The organism is Endozoicomonas sp. (assembly GCF_051008435.1).
Lineage (GTDB): Bacteria > Pseudomonadota > Gammaproteobacteria > Pseudomonadales > Endozoicomonadaceae > Endozoicomonas_A.
This window is the reverse complement of record NZ_JBPCXO010000202.1, coordinates 1-16,816: the sequence shown is the minus strand read 5'-3', so window position 1 is coordinate 16,816 and position 16,816 is coordinate 1. Positions and strand designations below refer to the sequence as shown.

The 16,816-nt window shown below is 44.1% G+C and carries 12 protein-coding genes; 1 reads left to right on the top strand and 11 read right to left on the bottom strand.

What is annotated here, in order from left to right; all coding sequences use genetic code 11:
* The 11 genes from ACR2PX_RS10190 to ACR2PX_RS10140 all read right to left on the bottom strand — a co-directional run bounded on the left by ACR2PX_RS10190 (position 1) and on the right by ACR2PX_RS10140 (position 16,140).
* Positions 1-1,098: a ParB N-terminal domain-containing protein gene (locus ACR2PX_RS10190; protein WP_433999251.1), complete on the bottom strand. Its 1,098-nt coding sequence runs from the start codon at positions 1,096-1,098 to the stop codon at positions 1-3.
* 187 nt (positions 1,099-1,285) lie between these two features.
* Positions 1,286-6,397, bottom strand: a complete 5,112-nt coding sequence (gene dptH, locus ACR2PX_RS10185) for a DNA phosphorothioation-dependent restriction protein DptH (protein WP_433999250.1) — start codon at positions 6,395-6,397, stop codon at positions 1,286-1,288.
* Positions 6,378-7,730: a DNA phosphorothioation-dependent restriction protein DptG gene (dptG, locus tag ACR2PX_RS10180; protein WP_433999249.1), complete on the bottom strand. Its 1,353-nt coding sequence runs from the start codon at positions 7,728-7,730 to the stop codon at positions 6,378-6,380. Before dptG ends, dptH begins: the two co-directional genes overlap by 20 nt.
* Positions 7,730-9,319, bottom strand: a complete 1,590-nt coding sequence (dptF, locus tag ACR2PX_RS10175) for a DNA phosphorothioation-dependent restriction protein DptF (protein WP_433999248.1) — start codon at positions 9,317-9,319, stop codon at positions 7,730-7,732. The genes dptG and dptF overlap by 1 nt, the downstream gene beginning before the upstream one ends.
* A gap of 306 nt (positions 9,320-9,625) precedes the next feature.
* The gene (locus tag ACR2PX_RS10170; protein WP_433999247.1) at positions 9,626-10,255 is read right to left on the bottom strand and encodes a hypothetical protein; all 630 of its coding nucleotides are present in this window, start codon (positions 10,253-10,255) and stop codon (positions 9,626-9,628) included.
* A gap of 378 nt (positions 10,256-10,633) precedes the next feature.
* Positions 10,634-10,996, bottom strand: coding sequence for a type II toxin-antitoxin system RelE/ParE family toxin (locus tag ACR2PX_RS10165; RefSeq protein ID WP_433999246.1), 363 nt, complete (start codon positions 10,994-10,996; stop codon positions 10,634-10,636).
* Between the two features lie 3 nt (positions 10,997-10,999).
* Complete coding sequence (locus tag ACR2PX_RS10160; RefSeq protein ID WP_433999245.1) at positions 11,000-11,272, bottom strand: type II toxin-antitoxin system Phd/YefM family antitoxin; 273 nt, start codon at positions 11,270-11,272, stop codon at positions 11,000-11,002.
* Between the two features lie 129 nt (positions 11,273-11,401).
* Positions 11,402-12,544, bottom strand: coding sequence for a Fic family protein (locus ACR2PX_RS10155; RefSeq protein WP_433999244.1), 1,143 nt, complete (start codon positions 12,542-12,544; stop codon positions 11,402-11,404).
* 273 nt (positions 12,545-12,817) lie between these two features.
* Positions 12,818-13,033 (bottom strand): efflux RND transporter permease subunit, encoded by a 216-nt coding sequence (locus tag ACR2PX_RS10150; protein ID WP_433999243.1) that lies wholly within the window; start codon positions 13,031-13,033, stop codon positions 12,818-12,820.
* Positions 13,030-14,457 (bottom strand): efflux RND transporter permease subunit, encoded by a 1,428-nt coding sequence (locus ACR2PX_RS10145; protein ID WP_433999242.1) that lies wholly within the window; start codon positions 14,455-14,457, stop codon positions 13,030-13,032. The genes ACR2PX_RS10150 and ACR2PX_RS10145 overlap by 4 nt, the downstream gene beginning before the upstream one ends.
* Before the next feature lie 54 nt (positions 14,458-14,511).
* Positions 14,512-16,140: a hypothetical protein gene (locus tag ACR2PX_RS10140; RefSeq protein WP_433999241.1), complete on the bottom strand. Its 1,629-nt coding sequence runs from the start codon at positions 16,138-16,140 to the stop codon at positions 14,512-14,514.
* Positions 16,141-16,359: 219 nt separating this feature from the next.
* Here ACR2PX_RS10140 and ACR2PX_RS10135 point away from each other — a divergent pair.
* On the top strand, positions 16,360-16,816 hold a 457-nt coding region (locus tag ACR2PX_RS10135), incomplete at its 3' end, for a recombinase family protein (protein ID WP_433999240.1).

Sequence of the window (16,816 nt, the reverse complement as noted above, 5' to 3'; positions counted from 1 at the left end):
TTAACCCTCGCACTGATCTGGGGTTATTGCCTGAAGTTTGAGTACTATCATTTGAGCTGTTTCTCTAATTTCCGATGCGGTCTCAATATCTATACTATGCTGTTCCTTTATGCTCGGAAGTTGATTAAGAGCAGCAGTAATATTTTTCTTTGCAAGAGACAAGTTGTGATTAAATGAATCATATGTTTTGTTTAATTTCTCATAAGATTCCTCTAGATCTTCTGATCTAAAAAGATATTGCGTTGCAATTTTATCCGCAAGAATCGCATCAAGTTTAGTTAAGCTTTCACTATCACCACGGATGGCTACTTTAATTCTTCCAGCAGTATCAAAGAACCAGTGGATTAATTGCTTGAAGTTGTTTTTCTTGTCAGTGTTATTCGTTAATTCCTCTATAGGGTGATTGCTTTTTATATCAACACCGATGAAGTCTCTTATGTTTGTTCTCCTGAGAGAGTCAAGAAGGTAATTGAAGTGTATGGTTTCTTCATTCAAACTTCTTATTTGAAAGAAGGAGTTTTTTTCTATTTCTAAGAAAAGGTCGTAAGCTATAAGGAGCCTGTTAACATAGTCTGGTTTACTACCTATTGCCTTGGCTAGAGTGCTTTTCATTTTTTTTGGTTCTTCAGATGTTATATCATCAGATAGTGTTTTAAGGTATCTAGCTTTTGAGAGTAGATCCCATTCTTTAATTCCAGTGATATGGCGATAACCTAAGTACTTATTAACTTCAGACCTTTCATTAAAAATAATACATGGTATTTTGGTTGGTTTTTCAGTTGTTTCTTCTGCTACAGTTTTTACTTTTTTCTTTTGCGTTTCGGCAATTGATGGATCTTGTAGCAATTTTAGTGATGCAAGCCTTCTATTACCTTCTACAACTATATAGTCATCATCTTCCTTTATGATTAAAAGTGGCTCACCAGGGAAAAAACCGTTGTTTCCTATAGCAAGCATTAACTCTACAAGAGATGCGTCAGTTAACATCCAATTGATGACGATGTCTTCACTTTTTTCATGAAGGCTTGTAGGTAGTCTCGGGTTGTAGTGATCTAATCTTAAACGCTCGAGATCGATGAACTCATATATTTGCGACATTGATGTCTCCAATAAATTTTGATTGTATGCTTCTTATAGTAGCTAAAACTAAAGGGGTTGATAATTTACAGCATAGATATCAATGCATTAGTTAAATCCAACTAAAAGTGTTATTTGTCATGGTGTCGTAAAATTTCGATAATTACTTTTCATGACGAATTATTACAGTTATTCAAAGAGCAGTATATTACCGCTCTCCCAAGCTACTAATATTAATTTTTTTCACGCTGAGTTCTAACTCACCGTATTGATTCAAGTGCTGTCCAACCGACAGACACTGCCCTTTCTTAAGCTTGCTCAACTGCTCAATCCAATGCTGTCGCTTGGAACCCTGAACCGTCACTTCCAAAATCTCAGCATATTTCTTGATCTCTGTTTCCGCTGGAGCAAAGAACAGCTTATGAGCCGCCTGGAATAAGCGATCCTGCTCATCTTTGGAGAGGTTGCTGAGGGTCTGGGTTGCAAGAATCAGAGACAGACCATATTTACGGCCTTCAGTCAGCATTTTGCCCAGAGGGCTATCCAGTCGATGATTCAGGTTCTGCACCTCGTCCAGAACGACTGGCAGAGGATTATGCTTGTTGCCTGTGCTGCATGCATGGGCATACAGGTCCCAGAGAACAAATTCTGTTGCCAGTCGCTGAACATCGTTTGGAATACTGGCCAGTTGAATCATATGAGAATGACAGTCTGTGCTGTTATAAATAGCATCCCAGCCACCTTCAGCACGGGTATCAAACAGGTTGCTTTTCACCATTGTGGACAGTTTGTTTGCTAGAGCTTCACCGACTTTGCTCTCCTCTGTCAGGTGAGTCAGCAACTGCTGGAAGGTGTAGTCTTCACCAAAGCATTGAACGCCGCTCTCAATCACATTGTTCAGTGTTGCCAACTGTTGCTCACCGATGGTGGAGTAAACAGAGTTGAATACTGAGGCAACTCGTCCTGCCACTACATGAGGTTTATCTTCCAGTTCAGTTCCAGCAATCAGCTGCTTTTGCTTTCTGAATGGATTGATCGCCAGTGGAGAGTGCGCCACCAAGTGGGTTTTCGGATTAACAGCTGCCTGAAACTCTGGCTCAAGATGATCCGGCAAAAAGCCATTGGTGTAATCCACCACCATGGAGTTGCACTCAGCTTTCGCTAGTTCCTGCAGAATACCCTGAATGCAGTACGTTTTACCCTGACCGGAACGACCAAATATCAGCAAGTGACGGTTTGGCAATTTCTCATGGTTAAACTCCCAGTAAATGGGTTGATGAGTCATTTCCTCTCGGCCAAACAGAACTCTACCCGATTTTGCTTCTGTTTCCGTTGTGACGATGACTGCTGGTTTGTTTTCAGCTTCAGTCGTCTTGGTAGGCTCTACCGTGACAGTTTCAGCTTCTTCATCTGGTTCGATGGTCGTTACTGAATCATCTGCTTTAGCGGCTGGAATAGGGGAGACCTTGGTATTTTGCCCAAGGAACCATTGCTCAGAAATACTAAGAACATTTTGCTCAAGTACCCAGGGCAGCAGTTTCTGATAGGGCGTGCTGATTAAATGATCCTGATAATCAGGAATCTCCAGCTGCAACAAGCCATCTTCGAAGGTTTCCTTAGTATGAAAGGTGGTTGGGCTGGTCAGGTGTGCCACAACCATCTTTTCAGGGAAGTCTTCAATGGTTCCCAGCTCATAGTCACCCGTCAGCCATTGCTCGCGATCATTCAGGAATTTCTTGAAATAATCAGTCTCAAACACTTCATAGAGTTGATACTTTTCAATCTGCATCAGCACTTGGCGGATAAACAGGCTGCGGTAGATACGACCTTCGAGAGTTTTTGGCCCCAGAATACGTTCAACTAGATAAGCTCGCAGTTTGTCAGCCTGTTCTCTGGCTTTTTCCAGAGAGGTGCTGCCATGTTCGCCGGCTTTTACCTCGACGGGCAGAAGGGTGAGCTTATTATCTTTAAAGCCTGCAAACAGAATATCGTCAGACATCTTGCCGCTATAGCCATCTTTGTTATGGAAAACAGCAAAATCATGTTTATCCATCTTCAGACCGATATTGCCAGACACCCTGACCATTTCAGCGATAGAAATCGGAATCCAGGTAAGATCAGACTGTGACAGCATGGCACTCACCAGCTTCCAGCTGGCAACAACGCCCAGTTTACCTTTCTTCTCTTTTTCCGGATCAGTGACCATTTTCAGCAGCCACTCACCATTGAAGGCATTAAACTCTTCAATCAGCTGATCGCCCTGCTGACTCAGCATTTTTTTATACAACTTGGACTGACGGGTAACGGTAATTGCATCGTAGCCAGCAGAGTTGGTGTACTGATCTGAATAGTGAATCAGAATCAGGTCTTGTTCCTGCTGGAAAAAGTCCAGGGTCACTTTAGGATCAATAATCGTGGCCCAGATGGAACTATCGTAGGAACGTTCCAGCTGCTCCTTGAAGGAATCGCTGACGGCGATACCAATAGAGGAATGAGCGTGGTATTGCTGATTAGGCTCTACGCATGGCTTAAGCAACCGGCCATAAAGACGAGACATTTCCAGATGGTGTTGACCATCAGTATCGATTTTGTTGAGGCCGTAGGCTGTCTGGAAGGTTTTATTTTCACAGACAGAGGCTTCGCCACTCAGTAACCCATGACAAGCTATACCGGAAGTAAATTTGTCGATATCGCTTTCGAAGGTGGTCACCTTCTGGTTGTTCTTAAAGAAGCTCAGATGGGCGTAGTTCTGCTCAGCTACATCTTTGTGTTTGAACTTTGAAAACGACAGTTTTGTGCGGAGCAGGTCGGTAATATATTCTGATTGTTCCCGGGCTGAACCTTTATCCAGAGAATATCGCTGTTTTATTTCTTCGTGGGAACTCATCTCTGCGAAGATATCGAACTCTGTTTCACAGAACTGATCGTCATACAGGTTAACGTGAACCGGATGACATTCAGCCAGGTTCTTTTTGAAATAGGCCAGCAGCCCCATAAACACTTCACGGTTATCGCTATTGTTTACGGAGTTGATAATCAGTGGCGCGTCATCCACCTGCTTGAACAGCTCACTGAAGGTTTTGATAAACTCTTCAGACTTTTCCTTTACCAGAGTGCTGACATAGCTGTAGCTGGTTTCCTGCTGGGGAACAATTTCAAGCCAGAGAGGATTCTCTTTTACTTTCTGGGTATAACTAAACTGGTTGCCTTTGCTGTAGACATAGGGCAGCAGACCTTTGGGGTTCAATCTTTCCAGAGTGACTGGCGGAAGATTACGGAAAGATTTGTGCTGGCTGTCAGCCTGAATCTCATCGACCAGTTGCAGGTAATAGCTCAGGATTAATGGGTGGTAAGGAGAGAGATATTTTTTACCTTCAAACTCTGCCATACCCATCGCAAGAACAATGCGGTTGTCATCGCTTAGGGTGCTTTCCATTGGGATGGCATTGAGATAATTCAGCGATGTTTGCACATAGTTTCTAACCAGTTCTGTCAGTTTGTCTCCCCAGAATTCCAGAGATAGTAGAGATTTTCTTTCTTTCAAATAGTCGGAAAGTGCTGTCCAGACGGCATATAACTCAGGGGCAATGATCTCCAACTGCTCTACTTTTACGGCATCAGGACCAATAGAGATCAATCCCTCAGTTAGGAACTCTTCTTCCTGGCGTAATAGGGGTAATCGGATACCCGGAACCTTGGATTCCTTATGGTCGATAACGACCTTGCCCTTGGCGTTGATAAACTGTCCGTAGCGATCGTCTTTAAACAGTTCATTGAAACGGTCGGTGTCTAACAGAATCGGCAATGTCAGGGTTACCGGGCTGGCTTCCCCCTCAATGGTGAATTTCACCAAATGTCCATTGTTTTGAACATTAAAGGAGACAACTTCAGATTCTTCGTAGACCTGCTGGTAATTCAGAGTGCTATATGCGCCGGCATCAACAACTTCATCATTTTCAGACAGTACAAACTCTGGGCCCGATTGCTCTGCCAGCTCCAGACTCATATCTTCAGTCTGCAGAATCAAGCCACTTTGATTGGGTTTGACCAAAAATTTGTTTTCAATGGCTGGTAGATGGAAATTATCTTTTTCTAGTACCAGAACCTGAAAGGTGAAGCACTCATTATTGTTGGTTCGTTTTACCTTCAGGGTGAAGAAGGTAGGAGAGCCATCAAAAGGCGCATTTACTGTAACATGGCGTTGAACGGAACCCGCAACCTTGATAAGGCTATTTTTCAGCCTACGCAGCTCTGTGTTATTAATCAGCTGTAGCTGTTCTTTTTTCAGATCGTTACCATCGAAAGTCAGCCGTAAGTCAAAGGTTTCGCTCCCTTTTGGGACTTCAAGAATAATATGGCTTTCCCGTTTGCCAGCACCTTTCTCGGATTTTGTTCGAGGGCCTGTAAGCTTGGCACCTTCTGAGCTGGCAGAGGAAAAGCTGACGATGTTTTCTTTCTGCTTTTGCCGCTCAGTAATCACATCGCCCATATCCAACTGGGTGCGCCACTCATCGTTGGATGTATCGGAGAAATGATCTTTAATAAACTCTTCACCCAGTTCAGGAATCCGATCATGGATTTCTTCTGGATGGTTTTGTAGGGTTCGTTCCAGCTTGTCGTGGAACTCTTTGTTGTCTTTCAGGCGGTTTTCTATTTGAGCAGGCTTACTCAGTTCCCAAAGACCTTTATCGGGTAGAAAACCCAGTTCAGTCAGGTCTGGCGTGCCACCGGAGGTCATAGCAGCGTACAGCTGGATAAAGCCAAACATACTTCCGCCATCTTCTTTAAGCTGTTCAGCTTTAATCTTCAGAAGATGACCCAAAACCGCATTGTTCTGTGGCTGACCATCTATTAGTTCTGCTAACTGCTTCTCAATGCTTTGTGCGGACCATGGCATATCGCCATGAGCCAGATCAATGGCGTTTTTGACCAGCGTATCTAATGTGCTGTTATGGATAAAAAAGAGTGCTGTATTTTCAAATTTCCCGGTTTTTTCAGATACGCAGTCTCTTAAGTGAGAAATGTAGTTTTCATTGAAAGAATGATCAGGTGCTTCCTGCTCGTCAAAGTGTGCGGCAAAGATGATTTTTATCCCGCTCACCATAAAATAGTGAAGTTCTGTGCCCTTGTAATCTGTGCCCTTGTATTCTGGGCTCTTGTAGAGGAATGACTGGGTACATTTGCAGATTTCATCGTATATCCGCTGGGTATTATTCAGGTTAGTGGAGCGAAGCTGGTACTTCTCTCCGGCCTGAACGTTCTGGTCGAGCCAGCCTTTAATACGCTCTACAGCAAAATGTTCAAATTGTACTGCGTACATAGACGGCATCTCCACTATCACTCATACGGTCTACATTGCCCACACGCTCATAAAAAGCGACCAGAGTTTGTTCGGATTGTTTATCAAAATATACACCTCGCTGACGGAATTCCTGAAGCAGTTCCTGGAAGCGAAGCTGCCGATTGTCGCCAATTGCAATATTGGTCAGCAGAAGTAGGAAGTCTTGGTTGATGACCAGTACACGCCCTGATCGACCCCTACTCTGGATAAAATGCTTGCCGATATGCTCAACAAACTGTTTCTGGTAAGCGTCCCTGATCTCATGTCGGCTGGCATCAGCGTCGTACCTTTTGATCTCAAACTGGTCGAGTGCATACTGGAATAGCTGATTTAGCTGGACTCTTGGTGTTAAATCGACGGCACCCCGAGCTTTAATTTTTCTTTTTTCCTGAAAGTTATTGGCAAAGCGTTGAATGGCTGCAGCGGTCTCTTCAGCAGTAACATCTGTAGACTCCAAAGCCTGAGTGTATTGCCACAGGGGAACTACTTTGCCTTTCTTACCTTCTTTTCCCGCTTTGTTGATGTTTTCCAGCATCGAAAGGGTAGGGAAGACCGTACCAAATGACGAGAACAGGTGCTGATACCCATCATCCTGAATATGTGTGCGCTCCTGGCTGGCTTTTTCAGTATCGAGAATAAAGTAGAGCGGACGATTTTGTGGAACTTCAAACTTAAAGTTCTTAATGTTCAACGCCAATTGAGAGCAGTAAATAAAGTTGTAAAGCTCCAGAAAGCTTTCCAGATGACTTAACAAGTACTCGGACTTACTGCACAGAAACTGAATATCCTTGGCGAACAAATCAGCAACGTAAGGCAGGTAAGGTTCTACCTTGGAAGCTTCCTGTTTGACTGGCTTCAGATTCCTCTGCATAACTTTCCAGAAGATTTGCTCGATAAAGTTCGCTTTGGATTTAATCTCACAGCGGTGATCTTGCTGAGCCAGAAAATTGCGAAAAATTTCACTAAGATGTCCACTGGCTTTGGTTTCAGCGCCCTGACGACCGAGTAACAAAAATTCAGGTGATACTTTCAGCAGGGCATTATTATGGAAGTAAATGCTTTTGAAGTGTTCCAGAATGCTTGCATCAGAGAGTTTGCTGGATAGCTCATCCAGACAGGTTTCCTCGAATTCAGTCTGATCAAATTCATGAAGCTTTTTACCAAGCAACAAGCCCAGAACATTGCCCGCTACGGTGTCGTAATTGAGGACGTTTTTCTTACTGCGAATGGGCAGATAGTTGCTCAGGTTGTTATCACCAATATTGCTTTGGTCAATCTCACCGAGGGCTACTAAACGACTAGCAATACTCATTAGTAATCCTCCTCTACGGTGATGTAATCTTCATCTTTTGATAGATACCAATGCTCTTCGGAAGTATGGATTTTAATCTTATTTGTAGCTCTGAGTAGGCCGGTAATGTAATCAATAAACTCTTCCAGAATCACAATGTTGTTTTTATCGTGCTTGTTCGGACGGTAGCCACTGTTGATTTTCATAATCAGTTCCAGGAAGTTGGAACTGATTTGCAGCGGTTGCTCTAGAGGTTTTTCGTCCAGCATCAACATAGCATTGAAGTGCCCCAATCGCTTGGAGCGGTTATGTGGCAGGGCTTTCAGATTATCTTTGATGACTGCACGGGTAGACAGGCAGTATCCATTGTAATCAGCCAAATACCACTGTTTTTGTCTAAGCTCAGGAGCAAGACGGTTGGCAAAGCGGAAAATAGCTTCCAGCAAATCTTTCAGGTAGAAGTTCCGCAATGTATTTTGGTGATTCTTATCTTTAATATCAAACTGATCATGCAACCGCCATATTTCTATGTATTTTTGATAAAGCTCCTGGGCAAAGCTTGATCTGAACTGATGGTGGTAGTTATTACCTAGGGGCTTTTCCTGAAGCAAATAGAAGCAGCGTATCCAGGAGCCAATATCCATATTGTCCTCATTGATCAAATGCCGGATATCATCTTTAAAGCAGTTAAATTCATCGTCCTTGACCTTCATTGACCTCTGGATCAGAAAAATGTCGATATCTTTGGAGCGAATGGTGCAAGGGTCAAAATGGACCAGTGCGCTGGTTAGCTCTGTCGCTGTATTGGTGAAAATATTATCGAAAAGATAACCGGGTCCGGTCAGGGCTGAGTAGATAAAATCAAGCAGCGTTCGTGCTGTGAGGAACTGATCATATTTAAGGCGTACTTTTAGCAGGCTCTGAACAATAACTTTTTGCACTTCCGGCATCTGCAACATTTCATAGTTGGCATGCAGTGTCTCTGGGTAATGATCTTTCTCTTTGAGCCAGGCCTGATAAAAATCATTTTTATCCGTAGGTTGAGTCAGCTTAACCAGCAGCTTCTCGATAAAATCAGCAGTAACACCATCTTCTTCAGGCCTGAATTTCGGGTAGTCTTCAAAATTAAGGAAGATATGATGAGGGTACAGGCTGTCTTTATCATCGTTCAGAAACGCTTTTATGGACTGAATAATATCTAGATGTTCTTCTGTACCTTCTTCAGCGTAGTTTCCGAGCATACCAACATTAATGCCGACAATGATGGGTTTGCCTTCCGACTTATGGAGAGAAAACTGATTATCCAGAGTCTGAATCGCGTTCATATCTGGCTGAAAGCTATGGGTGGCATCCAGATGGAATCGAAACTCCTGTTCGTATTGGTCATAAAATTTGGTCAGAATTTCTGACTTTCCATCACCACTGGAACCACATAAGAAAATGATGGTTTCCGGGGAGTTTGAGCTTTCAACGTATCGCTGAAAATCGGTCTCAATGGGGGTTTTGATATACAGGTAATCTTTAACAGGATTCCCTGTGGAATTACCAAGCGTTCTCACTGCTTCGGCCGATGACCTGGATAGTGGCGCTAATAGTTGTCGGAGCTTCATAAGCACATGGCTCGTTGGTATGGTCTAATTTAATCGCAAACACGCTACCGCCCTAGACTCTAAAAGCGGAATGAAAGCTGAACTGGCGACAGTCTCAGAGTAGTAACATTGAAAGCTTAATCTAGAAATTATGTGACTAAATTGTGCCATTTATACTGAGTTAGATCACTTAACAAAAGCGTTTTTTATACTGACTAAGGGCTTATGACGGTGATTTAAGACTCCACATGATAATATCCGACATTAGACATATATTAAATAGTTATTCAATGACAGTGGTCGCGAAAAATATTTAACATAATCATACTAGAAGGGGGGGGAGGATGAGGCCTTTGGCCGCATAAAAACCACAGGAACCGGTAACCATTCAGAGAGAGCCTTTCCCGTGGCTTTCTCATAGTACTCCTTAGCCTGGTCAATATTATGGAAGTAGGCATTCCCCTGACCGAATTTGCTGACACACAGTCCTTCCTTTAAGTGGATATAGGCGTGTACAAATTTTTCGTCAGCGTCAAACAGGTAGACCATCTGATTTTCAGTCAACGATTCTGATCGGTTCCATGGTTGTTTTTCATAAATCTTATGGGGGCTGGCTGTATAGCCATACTTCAGAAATCTTGCCATCTCCAGGCATCCGGGCTTAGGAACTGACCAGGTTTTGGTTGAGAATCGCATGGGGATACGACCATCCAGACCTTCATTGATTAATAGACGCAATCGGGTTTGGAGTGCTTCGTCGGGAGTAAATTGAATGAGGCCTGAATTCGTTTGAACACAGAGCTCTATGGATTCTGGTCTTTCCAGCAATAAAGCTGACAGTTCTTCATCTTTTTGGTTGCCATCAATTCTTGTAAATGTCCGGCCATGAATTTGAAGAGCGTAGTGTTCAACTTCCTCCGTGTCTTCATTGGGATATGAAATAACCGTTTGGGTCATATCTAAATACAAAGGTAACTTCGGAATGAGTAAATGAGGTGAGACTTCAATGGGGTCAACCTGCGAAGGGGTAACAGTATTTGGGCCAGATTCCGATGCTTCCTGGTGGCGAATGCAAGACTGTGAACGTAAGCAGTGGACGATACGATCAAAGCATCTGCGAGCAGTGCTAGAGCCTGCATTAGCAAGGTTTTGATTTCCTTGTTGTGAAGGGGGGGGTTACAGCCTGCCTGATATCCATATTCCATCTCGGTCCAATTGGCTAGTATCGAAGGTTTGACTGTTAGACACTTCTTTATGTTGAATATTGCAGGGTGCTGCTAACAAATCAGATAGGCACGCTAACTGTTTAAAAGGTTTTGGGCTGTGAATTGTCTATCAGTGCCATTCCAGTAGTCGTTTCTTTAGCAAGCTTTGCAAATCTCTGCGGCTGTCAATGACTGTAAATATAAACACTGCTTTAGCTTGAATCTGATAAATAATTCGATAGGGAGGGTGTGATAACTCTCGGTGGGTTTTCATGCCTGCAGCAAGCATTTCTGGGACCCAGTGCCCTCGATCTGGCATAGTCTTTAGTGTTCTTATGGTACTGTGCAAGTCATCCAGCCATGCAAGGACTTGGCCAGGATTTCCGATTCTGTTAAGTAGAAATTTGCTGATATCTTGTAAGTCTTGTTGTGCCCATCGGGTGAGGTGAACAGAATATAATGGGTGACCAGACTCCTGCTTTGGCTTTTCCATAGGCTATAACTCGCCTGACTCTATCTGTTGTTTCAGCTTGTTGAAAAAGTCATCAGCTGAAGAGGTGTCGCCCTGTTCAACTTGTTGTTGACCGGTAGCCAGAATTTTTAGCAGTGCCAGCAGTTCTTGTTGTTGCTGGTAACTGTCCGCATCAAGAATGACTGCGCTGGCTTCACCATTTTGGGTTATAACCATAGGTTGGCGGTTCTCTCGAACCTCGTTGATCACCGCCGAGGTGTTTTTCTTCAAATAGCTGACCGGCTTTATTTGATCCATTCGCATAAAAGTATCCTTATATTGTACCTTTTAAGGTACTTAATTATAGACCTTAAAAGGTACCTTTTGGCAAGAGGGTTATTGTTCCTGATAATCGCACAGTTCAGTATGCTCAGCAGCCGAATTGATTTACTTGCTAATCACCTGATACCGGGTGCTTCGCCCACCCCCTGGAAGTTTTTCAATGCAACCTTTGTTTAATAAGTCGGACAGGTGTCGGGTAGCCGTTGCCTTGCTGACTTTGGCCACCTTTTGATATTGGGACGCACTGATACCTGACTCAAAACCATTTTGACCGCCGTCCAGTAATCGGTTGAGTACTTTAACCTGTTCATCCGAGAGTCCTGCACCATGAAACTGTTGCCAGAATCGTGTTTTCTGCAGTGTTCGATCTATTTTTGTCAAAGATACCTGGATGGTCTCTTCGAGCATTTGTAAAAACCAGAGCAGCCAATGGGTAATGTCCATATCCCCGCGCTGAGACTTTTCCAATATATGGTAATACGCCTTCCTGTTTTCCAGGATCACGCGTGACATGGTATATAACCGGATACTCTGGGCATCGGCCTGCGCCAGAGCAAGGTCGGTGATAGCCCGGGTTAATCGTCCATTACCATCATCAAAGGGATGCAGTGTTACAAACCAGAAATGACTGATTGCAGCACGAAGCAATGGGTCGCATTTTGGGTCGTTTTTACTGTCATTGAACCAGTTAAAGAATTGCGACAATTCAGGTTGCAATAGGTTTCTGGGCGGTGCTTCAAAATGAACCGTCGGACGATCAATGCGCCCAGATACCACCTGCATGGGTTCCTCTCCTCTTAATTGACCTGCTTGCACCGTATTAAGAGAGAACTCAGTATTTGGAAACAGCCAGTGGTGCCATTGATAAAGGCGATTCAGGCTGAGAGGGGTATCCAGATTGCTGGTGGCATCCAGCATCATTTCTGCCAGACCTTCAGTCCTCTCTGAAGTGGGGTAGGCCGCATCCTCAGTACCTTCCAGATTTAACCTTTTGGCTAATGAGGATCGAACGGACTGAGCATTAAGACGCTCACCTTCGATAGCTGAAGAGGTTATGATGTTTTCCAGAAGCGTATTGAGCGCAGAAGCCTCTTCTTTTTCTCCCTGAGTGGTACTGGCTTTGCCTAATAATATTCCCAGGCTGAAACGAACATTTCTGAGCAGAGGGAAAACAGCTTCTTCTTGCCAGTAGAATTCAGGCCAGTCACTATTTTGCCAGATCCACTTATTCGATGAATAATCGGTCATTTGTATGCTTCCGTACAAAAATGAGCCAAATACTGAGCCTATTCGGCTCATCATATGAGTCAAATAATAGTATTAATTGGCTCAAACGGCAATAAAGTGTGGATTTATCTCGGTTGAATCTTCTTAGCCCGGATATTTCATAAACTGCCCCGAGTCTCACGCAGAACTTTGTCGCTCTAAGGAATTTTGCGAGGGAGCGCCGTACCGGGGAGTACGGTCGACCGAGCCAAACTTTCTTAGAGCGGCAAAGGGCAATCGAGACCGGGAGCACGTTTATGAAATATCCGGGTTAGGCTCTTGATACTCTCTGACTGGCTTATGTTCTGCACCAAGGATGGTATAAACCGTCGGGAGCACGAACAGGGTGAACAGGGTCCCCAAACCAAGGCCTGCAAAGATCACCACTCCAATATTCATTCGTGATACAGCACCTGCACCGCTCGCGGTGATCAAAGGTACAACCCCTGCCATCATGGCCAGTGTGGTCATGGAATAGGGCGGAGGCGAATTCTTGCGGCTTGGAATACAGCCTCTCTTTTATCTTCGTTAAGGGTTATCTGTCTCACTTTGGCCACTTCACAGATCAGTATTCCATGCTTGGTAATCAATCCCATCAGGGTTAGCAGGCCTACCTGGGTGTAAATGTTCATGGTGGCTGCCCCCCAGGCCATGACAGTGAGTGCGCCTGAGAGCGCCAGTGGTACAGAAAACATAATTACCAAAGGATCCCGAAAGCTTTCGAATTGCATGCTGAGCACCAGAAAGACGATGATCAGTGCCAGGGCGAATGAGAAGTATAAAGAAGACCCTTCATAGATAAATTGCCGGGACTCTCCCTGAAAGTCGTAAATGAAACCTTTTGGCAATATTGAGTTTGCGGCCGATTCAGCAATCTTGATGGCGTCACCAATAGGGACACTGGGCAGTGGGACTGCACCTATTGTAATGGCATTGGCCTGATCCATCTGTTTGAGGGAAGGGGTGTCGCCTACCACTTTGTAGGTGATCAGGTTGGAAAGCGGTACCTCCCTGTTTTTACCAGACGCGGCATCGTTCGTTCGCACATAGTAGCCGCTTAACATTTCCGGGGTCAGTCGATGCTGTCGTTCAGTTTGTGGGATAACCTTGTAGCTTCTGCCGTCAACATTGATGTAGTTGATGTTGTCGTCGGCCAGCAAGGTTGAAAGGGTGTCGGCAATCTCCTGCATGGAAATGCCATAGGAGCCGGCCTTGTCATGATCAACCTTGGTGATGATTTTTCCGGCATCGTAGGTCAGATCCAACTCTGTCAGGAAGAATTTCCCACTCTTATCCATTGCTTCCTTAATCTGTAGAGCTAACTGATAAATGCTCAAATAATCACTGTTACTTTTAATACTCATTTGTAGCGGGTAACCGCCACCAGGGCCTGGCAGAGCTGGCATGGGAAATACTGAAAGCGTCATGCCCGGAACATCGGCTGTTTTGGCTTTTACCTCGGCAATCAGTGCGTCCATGCTTTGCTTTTTACCGCGTTCATCCCAGGGTTTTTCCATAATAAACCCAAAGCCCTGATAGCTTGCCGGAACCCCTGAAATAGTGAGGATTGAATTAATGCCGTCAATATCTCTGACCCTGCGACTGTATTCCTGCATGTAGGTGTCCACATAGTCGAGGTTGACGTTTTTCGGGCCACTGGCCATAAACAGAAAAGAGCCCTGGTCTTCATCCGGAGCAAAGCTGGTGGAGATTACCTGAAACAGTAAGGGCAGGCTGAAAAACACCAGTAAGGCAAAAAGTAACACTGCTCTGTAGTGAGACAGTGCATGTTCCAACAGTTTTGAGTAATGACTGTCCAGCACCGTGAGCAGTCCTCTCACTTTCTCTTCAAATGGGCTGGCGCTTCTTGCTTTTAATAGGGGTCTGAAGCCCAATGGAACGAAAAGTTACTCTAAGCTCCAGACCTCCTGTTCGAATCTAGGACAAGATTATTTCGACACACCAAAACCTAATGAAAAACCTCCAGGCTCGTCATCGTCTTTAGGTTTTTTGTGGCTATGCTCACGGGTTTGTGCTGCCATGTCTTCAAATGCAGTCACTTCCTTCCCGTCCTTTTGATAAGTTCCTCTTCGTTCTATCGCAACATCACCAGAACTTCCCAGAGTATGGATTATTGCTACAGAGCCTTTTACTTTAGAGGCGCTTTCTTTGTCTTTCTTGACCACGGACATACCTCCATCTGGTCCGCTAACAGCAACACCTAAAATTCCCAAGTCCTTTCCATCTTTAGTGCCAAAAAGTTCTGGCGTTTTTTCGGAAACGAGATCAGCGAGCCCTCCACCATGACTTGCTTGGTGGGTGTTGTGCAGTATACGATGAACATGAGATTCTCTCGAATGAACAACGACTTCTTCCACCTTTTTCATATCTTTCGTTGTAACTAGCTGATGAAAAGCATTAACTACATGATCGGGTTGTTGCAATCTCATTTGAGTCAAAACAGGCTTTAGCTTTTCCGCTAACATATCCCCAAGATTTTGCTCCCAAAAGTCCAACAGTTTCTGCGTTTTTAACTCTCCATTCTCTGTTATAAAAATAGAATGAAAGTTTTGAAATGATGTTGCTTTTAAACCAGCGGCACGGAAAAGTCCTGAATGAACAGCGTATATCTCATTAGCGTTGCGCAGTTCCCCGGGAAGCCAGTTCATTATCACCTGCATTGGTTGAAGGAGTGTTATTGGCGAAGCGCCTTCTGGCACAGGTGAGGTAATGGGCAGGAAGAGCATATTAATCTGGATTACTCGATCTCTGTGATGAATAACCTGCTCCATATAGTCCCTTTTGCTGTAGGAAGGGAGTAAGTTATCAAATGATGCTCGTTGTGATCTGATCACCGGCAATCCATCGAATCCACTACCTGGTGATGAGATGGATAGCAGTTGCGCGACTCTATCTATTTGATTAAATAATGGCAATTCGCCTGCTTGAAAACCAGCTCCCTTCTTTTTGTACTGCATGTCATGGGCATCATCACTTAATCCTGTAGAGTCACTACATATGTATTCACTATCACAATCTTGTAAAAAATCTTGACCCTCCTTGCCTAAATGAGGAACCGAAATATAAATAACAGAAAGCGGAAGGCTCTCTTCTGACGGGTGACTGTGTGAACTGAAATTCAGTTGATTGGCAATAAAGTGTCTTTCGCGTACCTCATCACCTTTGCGGGTATGAGAAAAAAATACCTGGCCTATATCTCCACCTTCAGGGCAACCGGCTCCCTCACAATGCATCCAAAACCATGCTTGATTGCGGGTTAAGGAATAGAGGTCTGATACAGGGATGCTTTGGCCTGATGGAAGAATAACAGTGCTGTTATCATCTTCATGAATAGTTAGGCGAAAATTTATCCACCCAGTGCGATTAGGGCTTAAAACTGTTGCTCCAGAAATATCGGTTTCAATATGTCCTCCATTTGGCTGGATAATCTCCAGATCATCCACAAAAACAGAGCTATTGGTGAATACTATTGTTTGCTGGTCAGCTTGTTGATTGGCTTCTCCAGAAGCTGCAATCACACTCAGAAAGGTGAGAAGTGCTACTTGTAACTTTATCATTTTCAGTATCCTTATATTATGCGAAATGAAGAGTGAAAATAGTTCATTCGTAGCCGTTGTTCTCTTACTTTGATCGTATTTTTTGTCATATTTGGGTATACCTTAACCTGACGTCAGTCTGATACAGATCAAGGTGCCTATTTAGGGTTTGAGAATATAATTCTTTACAGATAATGTTCAGGGTCAAAGAACCTAACCTGACACTTTGAGGAAAATGCAATGAAAGGTCAGCGGATTGGTTATATCAGAGTCAGTGCATATGACCAGAATCCAGAAAGACAGCTGGAAGGTATCGATCTGGATCGCACTTTTACTGATCAGGCGTCCGGCAAAAATGCCCAACGCCTCCAGTTGGAAGAGCTTATGTCCTTTGCTCGCTCTGATGACGTTGTTTATGTCCATAGCATGGACAGGCTTGCCAGAAACCTTGATGACTTACGGCAGATTGTTCAGGCACTGACCGGTCGTGGTGTTGAAGTCCATTTCATCAAGGTAGGCCGCTTCGCGGCGACTTTTTGCCCAGTGCAGCCCTCCAACCTATGGGAAATCCCCGTCATTTTCTTTTGTCTATCCTTACTGACTTTGATCCCGAGAACAGCAAAGGATAGAGCCATTAAAAGCCTGATTTTTCACGTTTTGCTTTTCGCGTCTTTCGTCTGTCTGGCCGAGTCTCAGA